General features: G+C 61.2%; 16 protein-coding genes and 3 rRNA genes. 4 read left to right on the top strand and 15 right to left on the bottom strand.

All coding sequences use genetic code 11. The annotated features are described in order from the left end of the window. Positions 1 to 228: 228 nt before the first annotated feature. Genes VLT15_11870 through VLT15_11850 form a run of 5 tightly spaced genes read right to left on the bottom strand, consistent with a single transcriptional unit; the run spans position 229 to position 2727 of the window. Positions 229 to 588 carry a hypothetical protein gene (locus tag VLT15_11870; protein HSR45908.1) on the bottom strand — a complete coding sequence of 120 codons (360 nt, stop codon included), beginning with the start codon at positions 586 to 588 and terminating at the stop codon, positions 229 to 231. A 48-nt stretch (positions 589 to 636) separates the two neighbouring features. Continuing rightward, complete coding sequence (locus VLT15_11865) at positions 637 to 1446, bottom strand: cytochrome c oxidase assembly protein (protein ID HSR45907.1); 810 nt, start codon at positions 1444 to 1446, stop codon at positions 637 to 639. Then, positions 1443 to 1796: a cytochrome c gene (locus tag VLT15_11860; GenBank protein HSR45906.1), complete on the bottom strand. Its 354-nt coding sequence runs from the start codon at positions 1794 to 1796 to the stop codon at positions 1443 to 1445. Before VLT15_11860 ends, VLT15_11865 begins: the two co-directional genes overlap by 4 nt. After that, the gene (locus tag VLT15_11855) at positions 1793 to 2224 is read right to left on the bottom strand and encodes a copper chaperone PCu(A)C (protein ID HSR45905.1); all 432 of its coding nucleotides are present in this window, start codon (positions 2222 to 2224) and stop codon (positions 1793 to 1795) included. The genes VLT15_11860 and VLT15_11855 overlap by 4 nt, the downstream gene beginning before the upstream one ends. After that, positions 2221 to 2727: an SCO family protein gene (locus VLT15_11850; protein ID HSR45904.1), complete on the bottom strand. Its 507-nt coding sequence runs from the start codon at positions 2725 to 2727 to the stop codon at positions 2221 to 2223. Before VLT15_11850 ends, VLT15_11855 begins: the two co-directional genes overlap by 4 nt. 288 nt (positions 2728 to 3015) lie before the next feature. On the opposite strand from VLT15_11850, the gene trxA reads away from it, so the two are divergent. After that, a complete protein-coding gene (gene trxA, locus VLT15_11845) occupies positions 3016 to 3402 on the top strand; it encodes a thioredoxin (GenBank protein ID HSR45903.1) in 387 nt (128 codons plus the stop codon). Between the two features lie 97 nt (positions 3403 to 3499). Here trxA and VLT15_11840 read toward each other — a convergent pair whose 3' ends face one another. Next, positions 3500 to 3691, bottom strand: a complete 192-nt coding sequence (locus tag VLT15_11840) for a hypothetical protein (GenBank protein HSR45902.1) — start codon at positions 3689 to 3691, stop codon at positions 3500 to 3502. A 147-nt stretch (positions 3692 to 3838) separates the two neighbouring features. Here VLT15_11840 and VLT15_11835 point away from each other — a divergent pair, with 147 nt between their 5' ends. After that, on the top strand, positions 3839 to 4576 hold the full coding sequence (locus VLT15_11835; protein HSR45901.1) for a HisA/HisF-related TIM barrel protein: 738 nt from the start codon (positions 3839 to 3841) through the stop codon (positions 4574 to 4576). On the opposite strand, the gene VLT15_11830 is transcribed toward VLT15_11835, so the two are convergent. Genes VLT15_11830 through VLT15_11820 form a run of 3 tightly spaced genes read right to left on the bottom strand, consistent with a single transcriptional unit; the run spans position 4536 to position 7220 of the window. Beyond that, complete coding sequence (locus tag VLT15_11830) at positions 4536 to 5294, bottom strand: SURF1 family protein (protein ID HSR45900.1); 759 nt, start codon at positions 5292 to 5294, stop codon at positions 4536 to 4538. The two genes, VLT15_11835 and VLT15_11830, sit on opposite strands and share 41 nt — an antisense overlap. Positions 5295 to 5298: 4 nt before the next feature. Continuing rightward, positions 5299 to 6825 carry a gamma-glutamyltransferase gene (locus VLT15_11825; GenBank protein HSR45899.1) on the bottom strand — a complete coding sequence of 509 codons (1527 nt, stop codon included), beginning with the start codon at positions 6823 to 6825 and terminating at the stop codon, positions 5299 to 5301. A 59-nt stretch (positions 6826 to 6884) separates the two neighbouring features. Next, positions 6885 to 7220 (bottom strand): single-stranded DNA-binding protein, encoded by a 336-nt coding sequence (locus VLT15_11820; protein HSR45898.1) that lies wholly within the window; start codon positions 7218 to 7220, stop codon positions 6885 to 6887. A gap of 86 nt (positions 7221 to 7306) precedes the next feature. Here VLT15_11820 and VLT15_11815 point away from each other — a divergent pair, with 86 nt between their 5' ends. Beyond that, complete coding sequence (locus VLT15_11815; GenBank protein ID HSR45897.1) at positions 7307 to 8230, top strand: MBL fold metallo-hydrolase; 924 nt, start codon at positions 7307 to 7309, stop codon at positions 8228 to 8230. A gap of 19 nt (positions 8231 to 8249) precedes the next feature. On the opposite strand, the gene VLT15_11810 is transcribed toward VLT15_11815, so the two are convergent. The 5 genes from VLT15_11810 to VLT15_11790 all read right to left on the bottom strand — a co-directional run bounded on the left by VLT15_11810 (position 8250) and on the right by VLT15_11790 (position 15167). Continuing rightward, a complete protein-coding gene (locus VLT15_11810) occupies positions 8250 to 9059 on the bottom strand; it encodes a L,D-transpeptidase family protein (protein HSR45896.1) in 810 nt (269 codons plus the stop codon). Positions 9060 to 9092: 33 nt separating this feature from the next. Next, a complete protein-coding gene (locus tag VLT15_11805; protein HSR45895.1) occupies positions 9093 to 9731 on the bottom strand; it encodes a hypothetical protein in 639 nt (212 codons plus the stop codon). A gap of 221 nt (positions 9732 to 9952) precedes the next feature. Continuing rightward, positions 9953 to 10069, bottom strand: a 5S ribosomal RNA gene (gene rrf, locus VLT15_11800). A 93-nt stretch (positions 10070 to 10162) separates the two neighbouring features. Continuing rightward, a 23S ribosomal RNA gene (locus VLT15_11795) occupies positions 10163 to 13247 on the bottom strand. Positions 13248 to 13640: 393 nt separating this feature from the next. Beyond that, positions 13641 to 15167, bottom strand: a 16S ribosomal RNA gene (locus tag VLT15_11790). Together the 16S, 23S and 5S rRNA genes form the textbook arrangement of a ribosomal RNA operon. Before the next feature lie 479 nt (positions 15168 to 15646). Between VLT15_11790 and VLT15_11785 the strand changes: the two genes are divergently transcribed. Beyond that, positions 15647 to 16615, top strand: coding sequence for an alpha/beta hydrolase family protein (locus VLT15_11785; protein HSR45894.1), 969 nt, complete (start codon positions 15647 to 15649; stop codon positions 16613 to 16615). An 86-nt stretch (positions 16616 to 16701) separates the two neighbouring features. Here the strand turns inward: VLT15_11785 and tyrS are convergent, their stop codons facing one another. Then, on the bottom strand, positions 16702 to 17886 hold the full coding sequence (tyrS, locus tag VLT15_11780) for a tyrosine--tRNA ligase (protein HSR45893.1): 1185 nt from the start codon (positions 17884 to 17886) through the stop codon (positions 16702 to 16704). Between the last annotated feature and the right edge of the window lies 1 nt (position 17887).

The raw sequence follows: 17887 nt of genomic DNA, 5'->3' as shown, positions 1-17887 counted from the left end.
ATGCTCAACGACGGCTTCCTCGAGGTGCAATACGTCACCGTGATGGAACCCGCTCGACTGCCTGCTCACTGGAAGAACAGCGATCGGCGGGTCCCTTGAATCGGGCGAAGGCGTTCGGGTCCCCGATCGCCTTCGAAGTACAGATTCGGGCCGGTTCGAACGCTCCCCTCTCGGTGCTCGGCTCGCTGCTGATTACATCACTGTGACGGATTGTGCAACGCCCGGAGATCACTCGCTTCCGATGGCCACCGGTTCGACCGAGACGTCCTGCAACTCGCGAACCGCCTCGCTGAGGTGTGCGAGGGCTTGCACGTAGTCGGACTTGGTCGGCGTCCCCGCCTCGAGATCGATCGCGACATCCTCGGCGGCCGCTTCCAATCGGTATAGGGCGTCCCTCAATGCATCCCATGCTCGCCGGGAGACGATTACCTCGTCCGGGCCCAGCTGCCGGCTCTCTCCAAGCCGGCGCGCCTCATAGGCCCGTTGGCGGTGGCTGGACCTGCAGTATCGCCTCGGTCGTCCGGGTCCCGGGGTGTCGAGGAACTCTTCCCCACACCAGATGCACTTCTGCGCGATACGACGTTTCATAACAGTGATGAAACTACCTCAGAAGCTCCACAGAACCGAGGACCCTACTTACGCCGAAGCCTTCTCCGACGCCGCCCACCGATACATCATGGCGGCCAGCACCGGCCACACGATCGGAACTGCGGCCAGCTTCATGATGAGCCCGGCGATCTGCTGATCGTCGACGGCACTCAACCCGAATACTCTCGGCGCCAGTTCATAGGTCTGGTAGAGGGGCAACTCGGCAAATGTCAGGAAGCTGGCCGGGATGATGGTCACGATTCCGGAAGCGAAGAACAGGTAGACCATCCGGGCCGGATAGGACCGCTCACGGAACTCGGTGACCGTTCCGACGATCGGCGCCCACAGGGCAAGTCCGGACAGCAGCCAGATCGCATCCATTGCGAACGACCCGAGTTGCGAAGCCCGCAGCGCGTCTACCGCAATCGGCGTGTGGGACAGCACCAACGTCGCGTTGAACGTGACTCCCATCACCAGCGGGAATCGTCGCAGCGATCTACCGGGCCGATAGATGCGCGTGGCTGCCAGTATTCGACGGGCCATCCACTCGGGAGTGCCCAGCCACAGTAGCGGTGCGGCGACGAGCACATACAGGATGTATTGCACCATGTGAGCACTTGCCAGATATCCGGCTCCCAGGGTTCCCAGCGGCCAGTCGGAGGCAATCCAGAAGACGGCCACCCCCACCATGAAGAAGGCCGTTTGCCTTCGAGAGTGCGGCTCGACGGAACGGTTGCGGCGCACGCTCCACAGGTAGGTCCCTGCCAGAGCGGCCACCGTCAGCCAGATGCCCGGGTACGCTCGAAACTTCCACGACCAGGGTTCACTGATAGCGGTGCACCACCAGGAGATGCTCATCTCGACTCCTCCAGATACGCGACGATCGCGTCGAGATCGCCGTCACTCAACGAGAAGCCGGGCATCCGCGGGTCATACCCCTGCACGATCCTCTCCCCCGGTTCCGTTATCGATTCCCGAACATAGTCGCCGTCGAACAACACAGTAGATCCGCCGACCAGCGGGCGCAGCGTACCCCATAACCCTGTCAGGGAAGGAGCCATACCGTCGGTTTCGCCGTGACATCCGGTACATCCGAGGGAGACGATCAGTTCGCGGCCCTCGGCTGCCTCGTCGGACAGCGCAGGGAGCCCGCCGCAAGCCGAGACCATCAATGCAACAACCAGCACTCCGACCGGCATTCTCTTCATGGGGCGATCTCTGCATAGGTCGTAACCAGCGCCTCGAAATCGATCGGTCCCGCCACCTCAAAGACGAGGGTCACGGTGACGGTCTGCCCGATGTCGAGGTCGCCGAGGTCGCTCAGCATCACGTGAAGGCCACCGGGTTGGAAGACGGCAACCCCTCCCCCGGCGACGGGCAGCTCCGACACCGGCTCCATGTGCATCAGTTCTCCGTCGTAGAAACTGCGGTGGATCTCCGCTCGGCCGATCTCCGAGCGCACTCCGACTATCCGATCCGCCGTGTCTCCGTTGTTGACGACCTCGAAGTAGGCCGCGGTGACCGGACCGGCCGGCATCGCGACAACCGGAGACCGGATTTCGATCGCGGGTGCACCTCCACACGCGGCTGCCACGCTCACGAGGGCCGGCAGCATCAGCAGCGTCGCCCACCTCATGGTCCGGTGCGCTCAAGAAGAATCGGAAGGTCGTGCATCCAGTCACTCTGGCGAGTTCCGAACGGGTAGACGCTGTAACCGAGTCCGTCGGGCGCGTAGACGAGTACCTGACCGGCATGTCCCATCGTATAGGCGTCGCCGTCCCCTTCTCTCACGGCGACGGCCACGCCTGCGGCGATTTGAGCTGCCTCGAGTTCCTCCGGAGAGCCGGTCAGTCCGATGAAGTCGGTGTGAAACGCATCGAGGTACGACCTTATGGCTTCCGGCGAATCGCGCTGCGGATCGACCGTGACGAACACCACCGTCGAGTTCCGGCGGACGTCCGGGAGACGCTCGAAGACTTCTTTCAGCTGCGCAAGGTGCACCGGGCACACATCGGGACAGTTCGTATAGCCGAAGTAGAGAAAGGTCAGCCTTCCGGCCGTCTCTTCTGAGAAGTCGAAGGCTTGGCCCTCGGTGTCGGTGAGAACGAACGACGGTTTGTGGGTCGGGTTGTCGACCACGATCCCCTCCAGTTGACCCGCCGACGGCACTCCGGCTCCTGCACACGCCCCCAGCGCGAGCGCGAGACCGGAGATCAGAAGAGTTCGAACAGAGAGATGGCCGAAGGAATACATAAGTGAGCACCGAGCGATTGACCGTTCGGCACGGTACCACGGACCGGACGTCTCCATTTCTGATCGATCGCGCGGAATGTTCCGGAGCCCACCAACGTTGGCATGAACCAGAACATGATGTAGGATACCCCCCGGAGTATCAAGACACCATCCGATAACCACTGGAGAGCCGCTGTGGCAACTGTTGAGCTGACAAAAGACAACTTCGAAGAGACCATCACCAACAACGACGTGGTCTTCGTCGACTTCTGGGCGGAGTGGTGCGGGCCGTGCCGGATGTTCGCGCCCACGTTTGAAGCTGCTTCCGAAAAGCACGCCAACGTCGTCTTCGGCAAGGTCGATACCGAGGCCCAGCAGGAATTGGCTGGCTATTTCCAGATCCGCTCGATCCCAACACTGATGGCGTTTCGCGAGAACGTCGTCCTGTTCTCGCAACCGGGTGCACTTCCCGCACCGGCATTCGATGACTTGATCGAGCAGGTGCTGGCAGTCGACATGGACGAGGTTCACAAGACCATTGCCGAGCAACGGGCCAAAGAAGACGCAGAAGCAAACGCCTGACCCGCAACCGGAGTAGGCCGACCCAAAATCACGAGCGTCCCCGGCAAATGCCGGGGACGCTCACTTTTCAGGCAGTCGGGACGAAAGAGCGGTTTGGCTAGCCGGCGACGGCTCCCGCCAGGCTCACCGGCATCTTCGGCTCGGGCTGGTTGATTATCGCGCGCACACCTCCGTCTTCGATGACACGGATACTGATGTGGTGACACTCGGCGCACACGGCTCGCTGGAGTCCTGCCCCAACGCCGTGGACACGATAGGAATGGTGGTGTTGGCTCTTGTGCTTCTTCATGCCCTGTTCCTCGTCGATTGCCTATGGTTCTTGTCGGCAGGTGCCGGCATTTCCACAGAGCCATCCTGCCGGCGCGCAAGCTGTCTAGTCACATCCTCTCGGGCGGAGCAAGCCAACTTGATCCGAAGCAGCCGGTAGGCTGGTGGTATGGATCTCTACTCACGCGTAAACATCCTCGAGGGCCGCGCCGTCAGGCTTCCCCACGGAGACGTGCACGAAGCTATTGCCCTGGATGCCGATCCCCTCGAGCGAGCCCGAGGGTGGGTTGCAAAGGGTGCGACCCGTATTCAGATCGTCGATCTCGACGCCGCCGCCTACGGCGACTACCGGAACCGCCCATTGATACGCGAAATCATCGAAGCCCTCGACATCCCCGTTCAGGTAGCGGGCGGAATCCGCTCCCCGCAGGAGGCTGCGCGCATGATCGAAGCCGGGGCATGGCGTGTCGTCATGGGCACTGCCGCTATCGAAGAACAGGTCATGGCATGGGACCTGTTTCGAACCTATCCCGGCAAGGTGGCGGTCAGCCTCGACGTCCTGCCGGATGAGGAGCTGGTGGTGCGTGGATGGACTGCCCACTCCGGAAGGTTCCTCGAAGAGGTACTCATCGAACTGTCGGCAGGCGGAGCGGCGGCGTACCTGGTCTCAGAGGCCGGCCGCGACGCGCTGGAGGAGCCGCCGAACTTCGGAATCCTCCGGCGCGCACTTGCGATCGTCGACGAGCCCGTGATCGCGGCCGGTGGAGCTCGCAACCTCGCCGATCTCCAGGCGCTCTATGAACTCGAAAGCGACGGGAAGCGACTCGGCGGCGTTATCGTCGGCCGTGAAGTAACCGCCGGCCGGTTCACCATGAGTCAGGCTGCTGAGGTTCTTCACGACGACTGATCCGGGAACGGCGTCGGGCGGTCGATCGGATCAGAGCCGCCAGCCCGAACGTACTGACCAGAGCGAAGGCGAACCACTGCACGGCGTAGGAGAGGTGCGGGCCGTCGCTCAACTCTGGGAGCCCTTCTGTGACCGGTAGCGAACCGCCGGCCGGTTTCATCGAGGTCAACTCGAGATAGAACGGTTCCAGATCACCATCGGTCCGTAGGTCAAACCGATCCAGGTCCACCCGGGCAAAGATGTGAGAGTCACCATCGGATCCCGACCCTGCCGAAGCGCCGGCGAGAGGATAACGGACGTACCCGTCGACGGCCACGACGCCGTCGGGAGGAGTCGCCTCCTCGACCGGCACTTGATCCAGCGCCAGCGGCACCCACCCCCTGTTGACGACAATTGTCGATCCGGAGTCCAGATAGAGCGGTGTCAGTACATCGAAACCCGGCCGTCCGAGGTCGACCTGACTGCGGAGAAGCACCTCCTCGCCGGTATCGAATTCACCTTTGACGGTGAGGAGCGTGTATTCGGGTGGCAGAACCGCGGAATAGGACGACCAACCGGTCGGGTCTGCGGCAAGCCGATCGGAGATGAGGGCGTTCTCGGACCTCCGTTCGTCGAGTCGGTCCAGTTGCCATCTTCCAAGCAGGAGGAAGGAGACAACTAGGCCGAGGACGACGAGTTGAAGGGCCAACCATGCCGGTCGCCGCAGAAAGGCGTACATTGCGCTACGCGCCGCCGAAGGAGATGCCGCCGGTCCGGCGATGATCGGCCGCCGCGGTCAGACCGAGGTCCGGGTCGAACAGAGCGGCGCCGACTCCGCCGAAGAACATATCCGTTGTCTCGAACCGGCGGGATATCAGGCCGAGTCTGCCCACATCGAGTCCGGGTTCATAACCAATGCGACCACCCTCGTCGGTGAATTCGACGTGAAGACGCGGATGCTGAACGGCCTCATCCAGGTCCATCCCGAGGTGAATCAGGTTGAGAAGGGTCGAGAGGATGGCAGTCGTGATCCGGTCGGCTCCCGGTGATCCGATCGACAGTACCGCGCCGTCCGTGCGGCGTGCGACCGTCGGTGCCATGTTCGACACCAACCGGGTACCGGGGGGAAGCGAATGAAAACCGAGCCGGTTCAGCTCGAGTTCACCAAGCGAGTTGTTCATCCACATTCCGGTCCCCGGCGGCATCACACCCGATCCGTATCCGGCGGACATGGTGATGGAACAGGCGCTGCCGGCTGCGTCGACGGCCGACGTATGCACGGTCGAAGGTGACGTGAGCAACCGTCGCCAATCCCCTGTCTGCGAAAGATCGAGGAGGCGCTGGATGACCGCCGGGCGGTCTTGCGCCGTGTCGACGAAGTCTCGCCGGAACCCGAGGACCGCCTGCTGCGCCCGGACGAGGTGATGCATTCCTTCTATATTCCAGCCGGGGAAACCCGTTCCTTCCAAGAGGAACAGCATGGCTGCCAGCGCCGCTCCCCCGATCGCCGGAGCCGGGTTGGTGGCGATTTGCCAGTCGTCCAACTCCGAGTGCAGGGACGGGCGTTCGATGGCGCGATAGGCCGCCAGGTCCTCCCTCGTGAGGATTCCGCCGTTGGCGACTATGTCATCGCTCATGAGTCGGGCGAGGTCACCTTCATAGAACGATTCAACGCCCAGGTCGGCGATCACACCGAGTGTTTCGACGAGTTCGGGGATGGAGACGCGGTCGCCTGCTCCGAGTAGCTCCCCGTTCGGAAAGAGGGCAGCACGACCTTCAGGCTCCCACCCGAACACTGATTCGGCCGAAAACTCGAGATACAAGCGAGATGCTTGCGACAGCGGAAAACCATCTCGCACGACTTCGATGATGGGACCAAGGATCTCCCGCCACGGTATCGCCCCGAACCTCTCCGAGGCCCGGTTGAATGCGGCGAGTGCACCGGGCGTTGCCACGGAGCCGTGGCCGACCGTCGTGGTGACACCACCGCCGTATGGCATCGTCACGTCGAATGCGCCACCCCCGAATCTCTCCGAGGCCAGTCCCCGGCCGGGCATCTCCATGTACCCGTCGATGGTGACGGGATCGGATTGCTGCGGCCAGACGGTAACGAAGCCCCCGCCGCCGATCGCGCAGACGCCCGGCTCGGTGATCATCGCCGTCAGATTGGCCCCAATGGCGGCGTCGACCGCGTTCCCCCCGGCATCCGCAATGCGTCCCCCGACGTCGGCCGCCAGCTGCGACGATGCTGCTACAACGATTTGGGTCATCGCTGCGGCAGGGTAGCCGCTTGTGAGCGAAGCACATGAACCTGCCGCACGTTCGGAACTCATGTATTGGAAGGATCGGGGAACAGGCCGGCAGGGTCCCGGAGGCTCACGCTGGCGGCGACGAGCTCGATGCGGCTTCGCCGGCCGTCTCGACCGTCCCAGAATCGTCGTTGCGCACTTCCGACACACCAGAGTCGATCGCCCGCCTGCGACTCCCGGCCGAGCAAGTCATCGGATGGATCCCACAGGGTCACCGGCAGCACGTCGACCCGACGGCGCGGTTCGTCATTCTTCACTGTGATCAGGTACCGGAGCAAGCGGGCCCCGGATTCGAACACTCTCACTTCCGGCGGGGCGGCCAGATGGCCGCCGAGTACGACGAGGTTGAAGTCCATTGTTCGACCTTTCCGGGGAAGGCGGAGGAGACTGTTGGAACCGTATGTCGTGGGCGTGACAGAAAACCGTGAGGTAGGGTCGCGCCATGACCGAATACTCCATCGAACGACTGTCGGATGGCCTATATGCGATCGACGCCTGGATGGAGGAGCACCCGCAACGTCTGGCGTGCTACCTCTTCGACACACCCGAGCGCGTCCTCGTCGAAGTCGGCCCGTCGGCGACGCTGCATCACCTGACGGCCGCGCTCGACGAAATGGGGATCGACGATCTGGCCACGATCGTGGTGACCCATATTCACATCGATCATGCGGGCGGCGCCGGCCAGATCGCACAATCCTTCCCGAAGGCCCGAATCGGCGTGCATTCAAAGGGGGCAAGGCATTTGGAGCAGCCGGACCGTCTGTGGAGTTCTGCCTTGCAAGTCTTCGGAGAGGACTGGCTCACCTCGAACTGGGGACCGATGATCCCGATCGACCGGGATCGTCTTCTGGTGCTGGATGACGGTGACCGCATCCCTCTCGGCGGCGGGCGCACCCTGGAGGCGCTCTATACCCCGGGTCATGCGAAGCACCACATCACCTACTACGAGGAGGTCAGCGGTGGGATGTTCGTGGGGGACTCACTCGGCCTCTCCTACCCCCACGGCCATGCCGTTCAACCGGTCACTCCCCCACCGGACTTCGACCCGGTGGCGGCCACCGAGCAGATGCGCCGGATGGGTTCCATCGGACCAGCCTTCCTCGGCTTCGCCCATTTCGGACCGAACTATCAGGTCGAAGAAGCGCTGGCATCGTCCGAACAACAGCTCTGGGAGTGGGTGAGGTTCGTAGAGCAGGTGGCCGAACTCGACGACGACGCAGCCACCGAGCGACTGCGCCGGTGGACGATCGAACGACATAGGGCCGACGGGTACTCGGAGGAGGACATCGATACCTACGACCGGGCCACCTTCTGGCCGATGCAGGTCAGAGGAATCCGCCATTGGATGAGTTCCCGTCAAGAGTGACTCGGCCGAGGAACTCCGCCTACCCGGGGAGGAAACCCGCCGGGCCGACCGTCAGGCGCCGCCCGGCTCTCTCACCGACGGTCAACGGCGGCTCCGGCACGATCGTCGACCTCTCGTTGCGTGCCCCGTAGACGTAGACGGGCATGCCGAGCTCGAGTTGCGGGGCCAGAAAGTCCATATCCCACATCTCGACCCTGATGCAGCCGTGGGACGCCGGGTAGGGTGGCACGCTCCCAGAGCCGTGGATGGCATACCCGCCGGAGAAGTAGAACGGCCGGTAGAGGGCACCGAGGTAGGAGATCCGCCACCCATCCACCTTCTTGTAGAACTCGTAGCTGCCTTCCGGGGTCTTGGCTCGGACCACTCTTCCGGAAGAATGCCTGTAAGCGTCGCCGCTGGCCGAGGAGATGGGCAACACGAACGCGACGGCGCCCTCTTCGATGAGATAGAGGACCTGCCGCCCGAGATCGACTTCGACCCGGGTGTCCTCCGGCGCATCCCCTGGCACAACCAGCGGTTCGCCGAGTAGACCCCAGTGGTCCCGGAGGAACACTCCGTCCCTGGGGAGATCGTGCACTTTCTGGAATGCGTACACGGCCGCCAGCGTGGAGCGTCCGAAGTAGCCGTCGGGTTCCCCCGCCCGGAACCCGGCGTCGTTGAGAGCGATCTGCAGTTCCGCCACCCAGGGTCCGTGGTCCCCCGAGCTGAACCGCCCGGGTACCGGCCACTCCCCGGCGACGGTGTAATCGCCGTCGATCGACGGTATGGCCGCGGCCATACCGGCCGGCACGATGAGTATCGCCAGAACGAACAGAGCTGCCGTTTTCATATCAGGATGTTATCGGAGCCCGGTTCGAACCGATTAAGCAATCTCGTCGTGGAGTAGGTCCAGGCCCGGGAGGGCGGGATCCATCTCCTCTATCGCTCTGGCAATCTGCTTGGCGGTGTCCTTGTCACCGAGCCGGGCAGCCGCACGGGCCGCGACGTACCAGCGCCGCACCTCCCATTCGGGGGCGTCGCTGGAAAGTCGCTGCGGGCGGGTGATCTCCCAGGCGTTGCGGTTGTCTCCCTGATCTAGCAAGAAGGAGCCGTACACGACCCTGATCTCGGCTTCCGCCGCTTTGGAACCACCCAGTTCCCGGAACGTTTCCCAGGTCGTATGGACATCCGGGAAGCGGTCGAGCGCACGGAGAGAGTCCATCTCGACCGCCATGTGCGTGGTGTCGCCGGTGATCCTGCGGAAGGTGCGGATTTCCCGCAGCGCCTCCTGCCAAAGGCCCATCCGGTAACACGACAAGGCGAGGAGCTCACGAATGGCTCCGGCCCGCGAGGAGAGGGCCTTGGCCTCGAGGAGCTTCTTCCGAGCCGCCGCGTAGCGACCTTCCTCGAATGAACCGGCCGCCGCGCTCAGAAGGTTGAGGGTCGCGTCGCGCCTGTCTTTCTTGGTCGTCCGCACTATCTCGTCGCGCAGCCACCGGGGCAGGTCTGCGCCGGCGCCCACCGCGGTATGGCTCCGCCCCGGCTTGCGTTCTCCGGGCGGGTTGGCGCGGCCTTTCGACGGCTCTCGGTCGCCTTTCGAAGCATCGCGTCGCGACCCTGTTTGATTGCGGGGTGGCGTACTCCGTCGATCCCCTCGAGGATCTCCTCCGCGTGATCCCGGCACCTCTTGCTCCTTCGTCAAAGAAAGAGGGCCGCCCAATTTGGACGGCCCTCGCAAATAATGTCCGGCAGTGACCTACTCTCCCGGGGGATTGCTCCCCAAGTACCATCGGCGCTGGCGGGCTTAACTTCCGTGTTCGGAATGGGAACGGGTGGTTCCCCGCCGCTATCGCCACCGGACAAACCTTCACGAACTCGGCGGCCGCGGCCGATGAGTTCGTTAGTACTCAAGCTACCTTGAGCACTCCATAGCGAGCACTAAGTATTGAATTCAAGTCCAAGCCCTCGGCCGATTAGTACCGGTCAGCTGCACGCATTACTGCGCTTCCACTTCCGGCCTATCTACCTGGTCATCTACCAGGGGCCTTACCCGGTTAATCCGGTGGGAGATCTCATCTCGAGGTGGGCTTCGCACTTAGATGCCTTCAGCGCTTATCCCGTCCGAACGTAGCTAACCAGCCGTGCTCTTGGCAGAACAACTGGCACACCAGAGGTTCGTCCATCCCGGTCCTCTCGTACTAGGGACAGCTCCTCTCAAATCTCCTGCGCCTGCGACGGATAGGGACCGAACTGTCTCACGACGTTCTAAACCCAGCTCGCGTGCCGCTTTAACGGGCGAACAGCCCGACCCTTGGGACCTGCTCCGGCCCCAGGATGCGACGAGCCGACATCGAGGTGCCAAACACCCCCGTCGATATGGACTCTTGGGGGGTATAAGCCTGTTATCCCCGGAGTACCTTTTAGCCGTTGAGCTACCGCGCTTCCACACGCCACGGTAGGATCACTAGGCCCGACTTTCGTCCCTGCTCGACTTGTAGGTCTCGCAGTCAAGCCCCCTTGTGCCCTTGCACTCGCCGTCTGATTGCCGACCAGACTGAGGGGACCTTTGGGCGCCTCCGTTACTTTTTAGGAGGCCACCGCCCCAGTGAAACTGCCCGCCAGGCAATGTCCCTGATCCGGATAACGGACCGAGGTTAGAAGCCCTATACACGAAGGGTGGTATTCCAAGGTTGACTCCACAACGACTAGCGCCGCTGCTTCAATGTCTCCCACCTATCCTACACATCGTATACCAGACTCCAATGCCAAGCTGCAGTAAAGGTTCCGGGGTCTTTCCGTCCTGTCGCAGGTAGTGAGCATCTTTACTCACATTGCAATTTCGCCGAGTCTCTGGTTGAGACAGTGCCCAAATCGTTACGCCATTCGTGCAGGTCGGAACTTACCCGACAAGGAATTTCGCTACCTTAGGACCGTTATAGTTACGGCCGCCGTTTACCGGGGCTTAGGTTCAGAGCTTCGCCGAAGCTAACCCTTCCCCTTAACCTTCCGGCACCGGGCAGGCGTCACAGCGTATACATCGTCTTACGACTTAGCACGCTGCTGTGTTTTTAGTAAACAGTCGTTTGGGCCAGGTCACTGCGGCCCCCTCAAGCCTTCAGACGCGAAGTCTTAAACTTTACCGGGGCGTCCCTTCTCCCGAAGTTACGGGACCAATTTGCCGAGTTCCTTAACCAGAGTTATCTCGATCGCCTTAGTATTCTCTACTTGTCCACCTGTGTCGGTTTGGGGTACGGGCACCATATGAGCTCGCTAGAAGGTTTTCTTGGCGGCATAGGATCGGCAGCTTCCCCTAAAGCGGGTCGGCATCGCGCCTCAGACTTTATGAGGCCCGGATTTACCTAGTCCTCGTCCTACACGCTTACCCCGGGTCAACCAACGCCCGGGTCTGCTTACCTTTCCGCGTCACTCCATTGCTGGCTTAATACCAGTTGGGTCGGTAGGCCCCGAAGGGCTTTCCTTAGCAAACTGGGTTCTGCCTGAACGCGCATATGGTGGTACTGGAATATCAACCAGTTGTCCATCGATTACGCCTTTCGGCCTCACCTTAGGTCCCGACTAACCCTGGGCGGACGAGCCTTCCCCAGGAACCCTTGGACATTCGGCGGAGGAGATTCTCACTCCTCTTTCGCTACTCATGCCGGCATTCGCACTCGAACAGCCTCCACGGCTGGCTTACGCCGCCGCTTCATGGGCTGCTCGACGCTCCCCTACCACTCCCGTCGCCTAGACCCAGTTCCCGAAGGAAAAGGGCCGAGCTATTGACGGAAATCCGCAGCTTCGGCGGTGTACTTGAGCCCCGTTACATTTTCCGCGCGGAATCACTCGACCAGTGAGCTGTTACGCACTCTTTAAAGGGTGGCTGCTTCTAAGCCAACCTCCTGGCTGTTTGGGCAACTCCACATCGTTTCCCACTTAGTACACACTTAGGGGCCTTAGCTGGCGGTCTGGGCTGTTTCCCTTTCGACCATGGAGCTTATCCCCCACAGTCTGACTGCCACGCTCTAGCGCATTGAGATTCGGAGTTTGACTGGGGTCAGTAAGCTTGTCGGCCCCCTAGCCCAATCAGTGCTCTACCCCCAATGCGGAACGCGTGACGCTAGCCCTAAAGCTATTTCGGGGAGAACCAGCTATCACCGAGTTTGTTTGGCCTTTCACCCCTATCCACAGGTCATCCCCCCAGTTTTCAACCTAGGTGGGTTCGGGCCTCCACGAGGTCTTACCCTCGCTTCACCCTGCCCATGGATAGATCACTCGGCTTCGGGTCTATAGCATGCGACTGTACGCCCTATTCAGACTCGCTTTCGCTGCGGCTTCGACATACGCCTTAACCTCGCCACACACCAATAACTCGCCGGCTCATTCTTCAAAAGGCAGGCGGTCAGGATCCGAAGATCCCTCCCACTGCTTGTAAGTCCACGGTTTCAGGTTCTATTTCACTCCCCTCACCGGGGTGCTTTTCACCTTTCCCTCACGGTACTTGTCCGCTATCGGTCGTTAGGAAGTACTTAGCCTTACGAGGTGGTCCTCGCAGATTCACACGGGATATCCCCCGTGATACTTGGGAACTCCATCAGGAGATCAGTGCGATTTCGTCTACAGGGCTCTTACCTTCTGCGGCCGAGCTTTCCAGCTCGGTTCGACTATCACCTGATTTTGTAACTCCTTGACAACTCCGACGAGTTATCAGATGGCTCCCACAACACCAGTACGGCAACGCCGTCGGGCTTTGACACCGCACTGGTTTAGGCTTTTCCCGTTTCGCTCACCACTACTCAGGGAGTCGCTTTTGCTTTCTTTTCCTACAGGGTACTGAGATGTTTCAATTCCCCTAGTTCCCTCTACCGGCCCTATATATTCAGACCGGAGTGACTGGGCATGACCCCAGCCGGGTTTCCCCATTCGGACATCCTCGGATCTACGCTTGCTTGACAGCTTCCCGAGGCTTTTCGCAGCCTGCCACGTCCTTCATCGGCTCCTAACGCCAAGGCATCCACCGTGGACCCTTAGTAGCTTGGACATAAAAGAATCCAAGACATTAGTGCTCGCTATGCAGTTCTCAATGTGCCTGTTTGCCGGCTGAGCCGGCAGATGTGAACCTGGCAATGCCGGACTCATCACAGCAAGGGGGAGTCCCCTTGCGGAGACTCCAGTGTGATGGCCGCTGGGCCATCACGCCGACTCCCTCACAACTAAACAGTGTGCCCAACTCTCAGGCGACCTCTCCGGGGAGTTACCTCCTCCTGCAAGAGACCTCAAGAGAGTCGAATAATCAGTACATCAACCTAAGAGCGCGTGATGCTTCGCATCACGTTGGAGTTTCCTGACGGAAACTCCGTGCGATGTTGCCATCGCCGTTATTGCTTAGCTACTCACACTTCAGTCCGTCGTATGGACTTTGATTGCTCCTTAGAAAGGAGGTGATCCAGCCGCACGTTCCCGTACGGCTACCTTGTTACGACTTCGTCCCAATCACCGACCCCACCTTCGGCAGCTTCCTCCCATAAGGTTGGACCACTGACTTCGGGTGTTGCCGACTTTCGTGACGTGACGGGCGGTGTGTACAATCCCCGAGAACGCATTCACCGCGGCTTTGCTGATCCACGATTACTAGCGACTCCGACTTCATGGAGTCGAGTTGCAGACTCCAATCCGAACTGAGGCCGACTTTAAGGGATTCGCTCACCATCGCTGGATCGCTGCCCGTTGTATCGGCCATTGTAGCATGCGTGCAGCCCTGGCCATAAGGGGCATGATGACTTGACGTCGTCCCCACCTTCCTCCGAGTTATCCCCGGCAGTCTCCTATGAGTCCCCGGCCGAACCGCTGGCAACATAGGATAGGGGTTGCGCTCGTTGCGGGACTTAACCCAACATCTCACGACACGAGCTGACGACAGCCATGCACCACCTGTTATGGACGCTTACGCACACCGTGTTTCCACGGCTTTTCCCATAATGTCAAGGCCAGGTAAGGTTCTTCGGGTTGCATCGAATTAAGCCGCATGCTCCGCCGCTTGTGCGGGGACCCGTCAATTCCTTTGAGTTTTAGCCTTGCGGCCGTACTCCCCAGGCGGGGCACTTAATGCGTTAGCTTCGGCACGGCGAACGTTGATGAGTCCGCCACACCTAGTGCCCAACGTTTACGGCGTGGACTACCAGGGTATCTAATCCTGTTTGCTCCCCACGCTTTCGCTCCTCAGCGTCGGTACCGGCCCAGAGAACCGCCTTCGCTACTGGTGTTCCTCCCGATATCTGCGCATTTCACCGCTACACCGGGAATTCCGTTCTCCTCTACCGGACCCAAGCCATGGCAGTATCGACCGGCGTCCCGGGGTTAAGCCCCGGGCTTTCACGACCGACTTACCAAGCCGCCTACGAGCCCTTTACGCCCAATAATTCCGGACAACGCTCGCCCCCTACGTATTACCGCGGCTGCTGGCACGTAGTTGGCCGGGGCTTCTTCTGGAGGTACCGTCAATTTCGTCCCTCCTGAAAGGGGTTTACAACCCGAAAGCCTTCATCCCCCACGCGGCGTCGCTGTCTCAGGCTTGCGCCCATTGGACAAAATTCCCTGCTGCTGCCTCCCGTAGGAGTCTGGGCCGTGTCTCAGTCCCAGTGTGGCTGATCGTCCTCTCAGACCAGCTACCCGTCGTTGCCTTGGTGAGCCATTACCTCACCAACTAGCTGATAGGTCGCGAGACCATCCCGAAGCACAAAGGCCTTTCCTCAACAGACCATGCGATCTGTAGAGAATATCCGGTATTAATCCGGGTTTCCCCGGGCTATCCCGGTCTTCGGGGCAGGTTTCTCACGTGTTACTCACCCGTTCGCCGCTCCGTCATACCAGTGGATTACTCCTCCAATATGCGTCGCTCGACTTGCATGCATTAGGCGCGCCGCCAGCGTTCGTCCTGAGCCAGGATCAAACTCTCCAACGTACACTCTCGACCTCCCCCCGGTCACCCGGGGCTCAGCCATATAAGAGGTCAATTATGAGTTCGAACCTGAAGTTCGCCGGGTAGGTAACCCGGCATTCATTCAAGTACGGTCCGCTCGAGCCCGCCCTGCAATGCAGGACGTCTCAAGCGCCTTACTGACTTTTGGCACACTGTTTAGTTGTCAAAGAGCCTGGCGTGGTCTGTCTGCCGCTCGCGCGGGCAGACGAGAATCGTACCACTTCTACTGATGGCCTGTCAGATCCGATGTCCTGACAGGTCAAGAATGCGACGGAGCGATCCGCCGCTTGAGGCACATTAGCCATCTGCGCGGTCATGTCAAGTTCATCCGAGCCCCTGCTCGGCATCATCTACAACGTATCACGGTGCAGGGGCCTCCTGTGTGGCCATTTTCCATGGACTTCGGTGTTTGTAACGCGCCCCCGCTTCGCTCTTCTCCATACGTGATACGTTGTGTGTTCATGCACTGGCTCGATCGCCTCGCCGGCACCTTCACCGCCCGGACCATCCTCTACGATCGTGTGTTTTCCGACGGGTGGGGTGATGCCGCTCGCCTTCGGGATCTCCGTGCAGAGGCCGGAGTCATCGCCCCGATACCGGCGATCGACATCGAATGGCGTTCGGCCGGCGCGGCCGGAACCATGAAGATCATCGACGGTTCCTTCGTCAGTCCGATGGCGGACCTGCTCCCTCCCGCCAGTCGTGTTGCCGCCCTCAGAAAAGTCGTGCCGAACTTCGAACCGGCGGGTGTGTGCCTGATCATGGCCGCCTTCAACGACCACGGATACAAGACCCGTATGCAACTGGCCCGCCGCCTGGCGCGCCTGGGAATCGCATCGATTCTCCACGAGAACCCTTTCTACGGGAACCGCAGGCCGGGCCCGGGCCAACCCCTTCGCACCGTTGTCGATTTCTACACGATGGGGGCTGCCGCGGTCCTGGAGGGGCGGGCAATCCTGAATGACCTGCACGGGCAGGAAGGCCCGCAACCCGGCGTTGCCGGCTACTCGATGGGGGGGAACATCGCGGCGCTGATCAGCGCGACGGTTCCGTTTCCGGTGGCCACTGCCGGATTGGCGGCTTCCCACTCCCCCGGACCGGTCTGGAGCGAAGGCCTCCTGAGCGGCGCAATCGCATGGGATGCATTGGGCGGGGTCGATCTGCGGGACGAGATAGCTGCAACGCTCGGCGATGCGTCCGCCCTCAGATTCCCCCCTCCGCCTCATGCCGCCAGCGCCGTCCTGGCAGCACCCAGAGCAGACGGATACATTCCGCGACACGCGTTCGAGCGCCTGCACGACCACTGGCCGGGATCCGAGCTGCGGTGGATTCCGGGTGGCCACGCCAGCGTTCTGCTGTGGCGCAAAGCAGAACTCGCGCAAGCGATCGTCGATTCGTTTGAGCGACTTCGCCGCGACACCGGATCGTGAGTTCCGGTTTGGAGGCCGCTCGTTCTGAGCAACTCAAGGTGCCGGTCCGCCACAGCAAGAGAACCCTGACCCAAACCCCTCGAAGTTCAGATCAGGCGAACGAAACGGCGCTTGCCGACCTGCAGTACCGAACCGGACAGAGCGGAACGCGGTACCTCCATGTCGGCGATGATCTCGCCGTCCAGCTTGACGGCTCCCTGACCGATCATCCTTCTGCCATCTGAGCTCGAGTCGACCAGGCCGGCATCCTTCAGCAGGACCGGGATGAACACCGGGTCGCCGTCCGGCAGGGCGAAGTCGGAAACGTCATCCGGAATCTCGTGGCGTTTGAAGATCTGATCAAAGGTTGCCTCCGCGTGCTCCCCGGCACCCTCACCGTGGTAGAGATCCACGATCTCTCTGGAGAGCCGCCTCTTGACTTCGCCGGGGTGCAGATCGCCGCCTGCCAATCCCTCACTTATCGCCGCTACCTCGGTGATGTCCACATCCGTCGCCAGCTCGAAATACTGGACTATCAACTTGTCCGGAATGCTCATCAGCTTCCCGAACATGTCATCCGCCGCGTCGTCGATGCCTATGTAGTTGTCGAGCGATTGCGACATCTTGTGCTCGCCATCGGTTCCGATCAGCAGAGGCATCGTCATGACGATCTGCGGTCGCTGGTCGTGCCGTTCTTGCAGGACTCGCCCCATCATCAGATTCCACAGCTGGTCCGCCCCGCCGAGTTCCACATCGGCCTCAACCGCAACCGAATCCATACCTTGCAGCAACGGGTACATGAACTCCATCACTGAAATCGGCTGATGCGCGTCGAATCGTTGAGCGAAATCGCTTCGCTCCAGCATCTGCGCAACCGTGACCTGGGCGGTCATGTCCAGGACGTCCGCCATGTCCATTTCGCCGAGCCATTCAGAGTTGTAGCGGATCTCCAGACGCTCGGGCAGCAGCACCTTCCGAAATCCATCGAGAACCGATTCGGCGTGGCCGCGCACCTCGGCGGCCGTGAGCCGGCGCCGTGTTTCGCTCTTGCCGGAGGGGTCGCCGACCTGGGCCGTGAAGTCGCCAACGATCAGCACCGCGGTATGGCCCTCCTCCTGGAACTGCCGGAGTTTCCTCAGCACCACCGCCCATCCCAACGTCACCGCCGGTGCAGTCGGATCCATACCGAGCTTCACCCGTAGCGGGCGACCCTCTTCGAGGAGTTTCTCCAGGTCCCCTTCGGGAAGCACTGTGTCGGTCCCTCGAAACAGCTTCATGCGGTCGTTGGTCATC

It is taken from the genome of Acidimicrobiia bacterium (assembly GCA_035471805.1).
In the GTDB taxonomy this organism is placed as follows: domain Bacteria; phylum Actinomycetota; class Acidimicrobiia; order Spongiisociales; family JAHEDJ01; genus JAHEDJ01.
The sequence above is the reverse complement of the archived record's forward strand: the minus strand, read 5'-3'. Positions and strand labels throughout refer to the sequence as shown.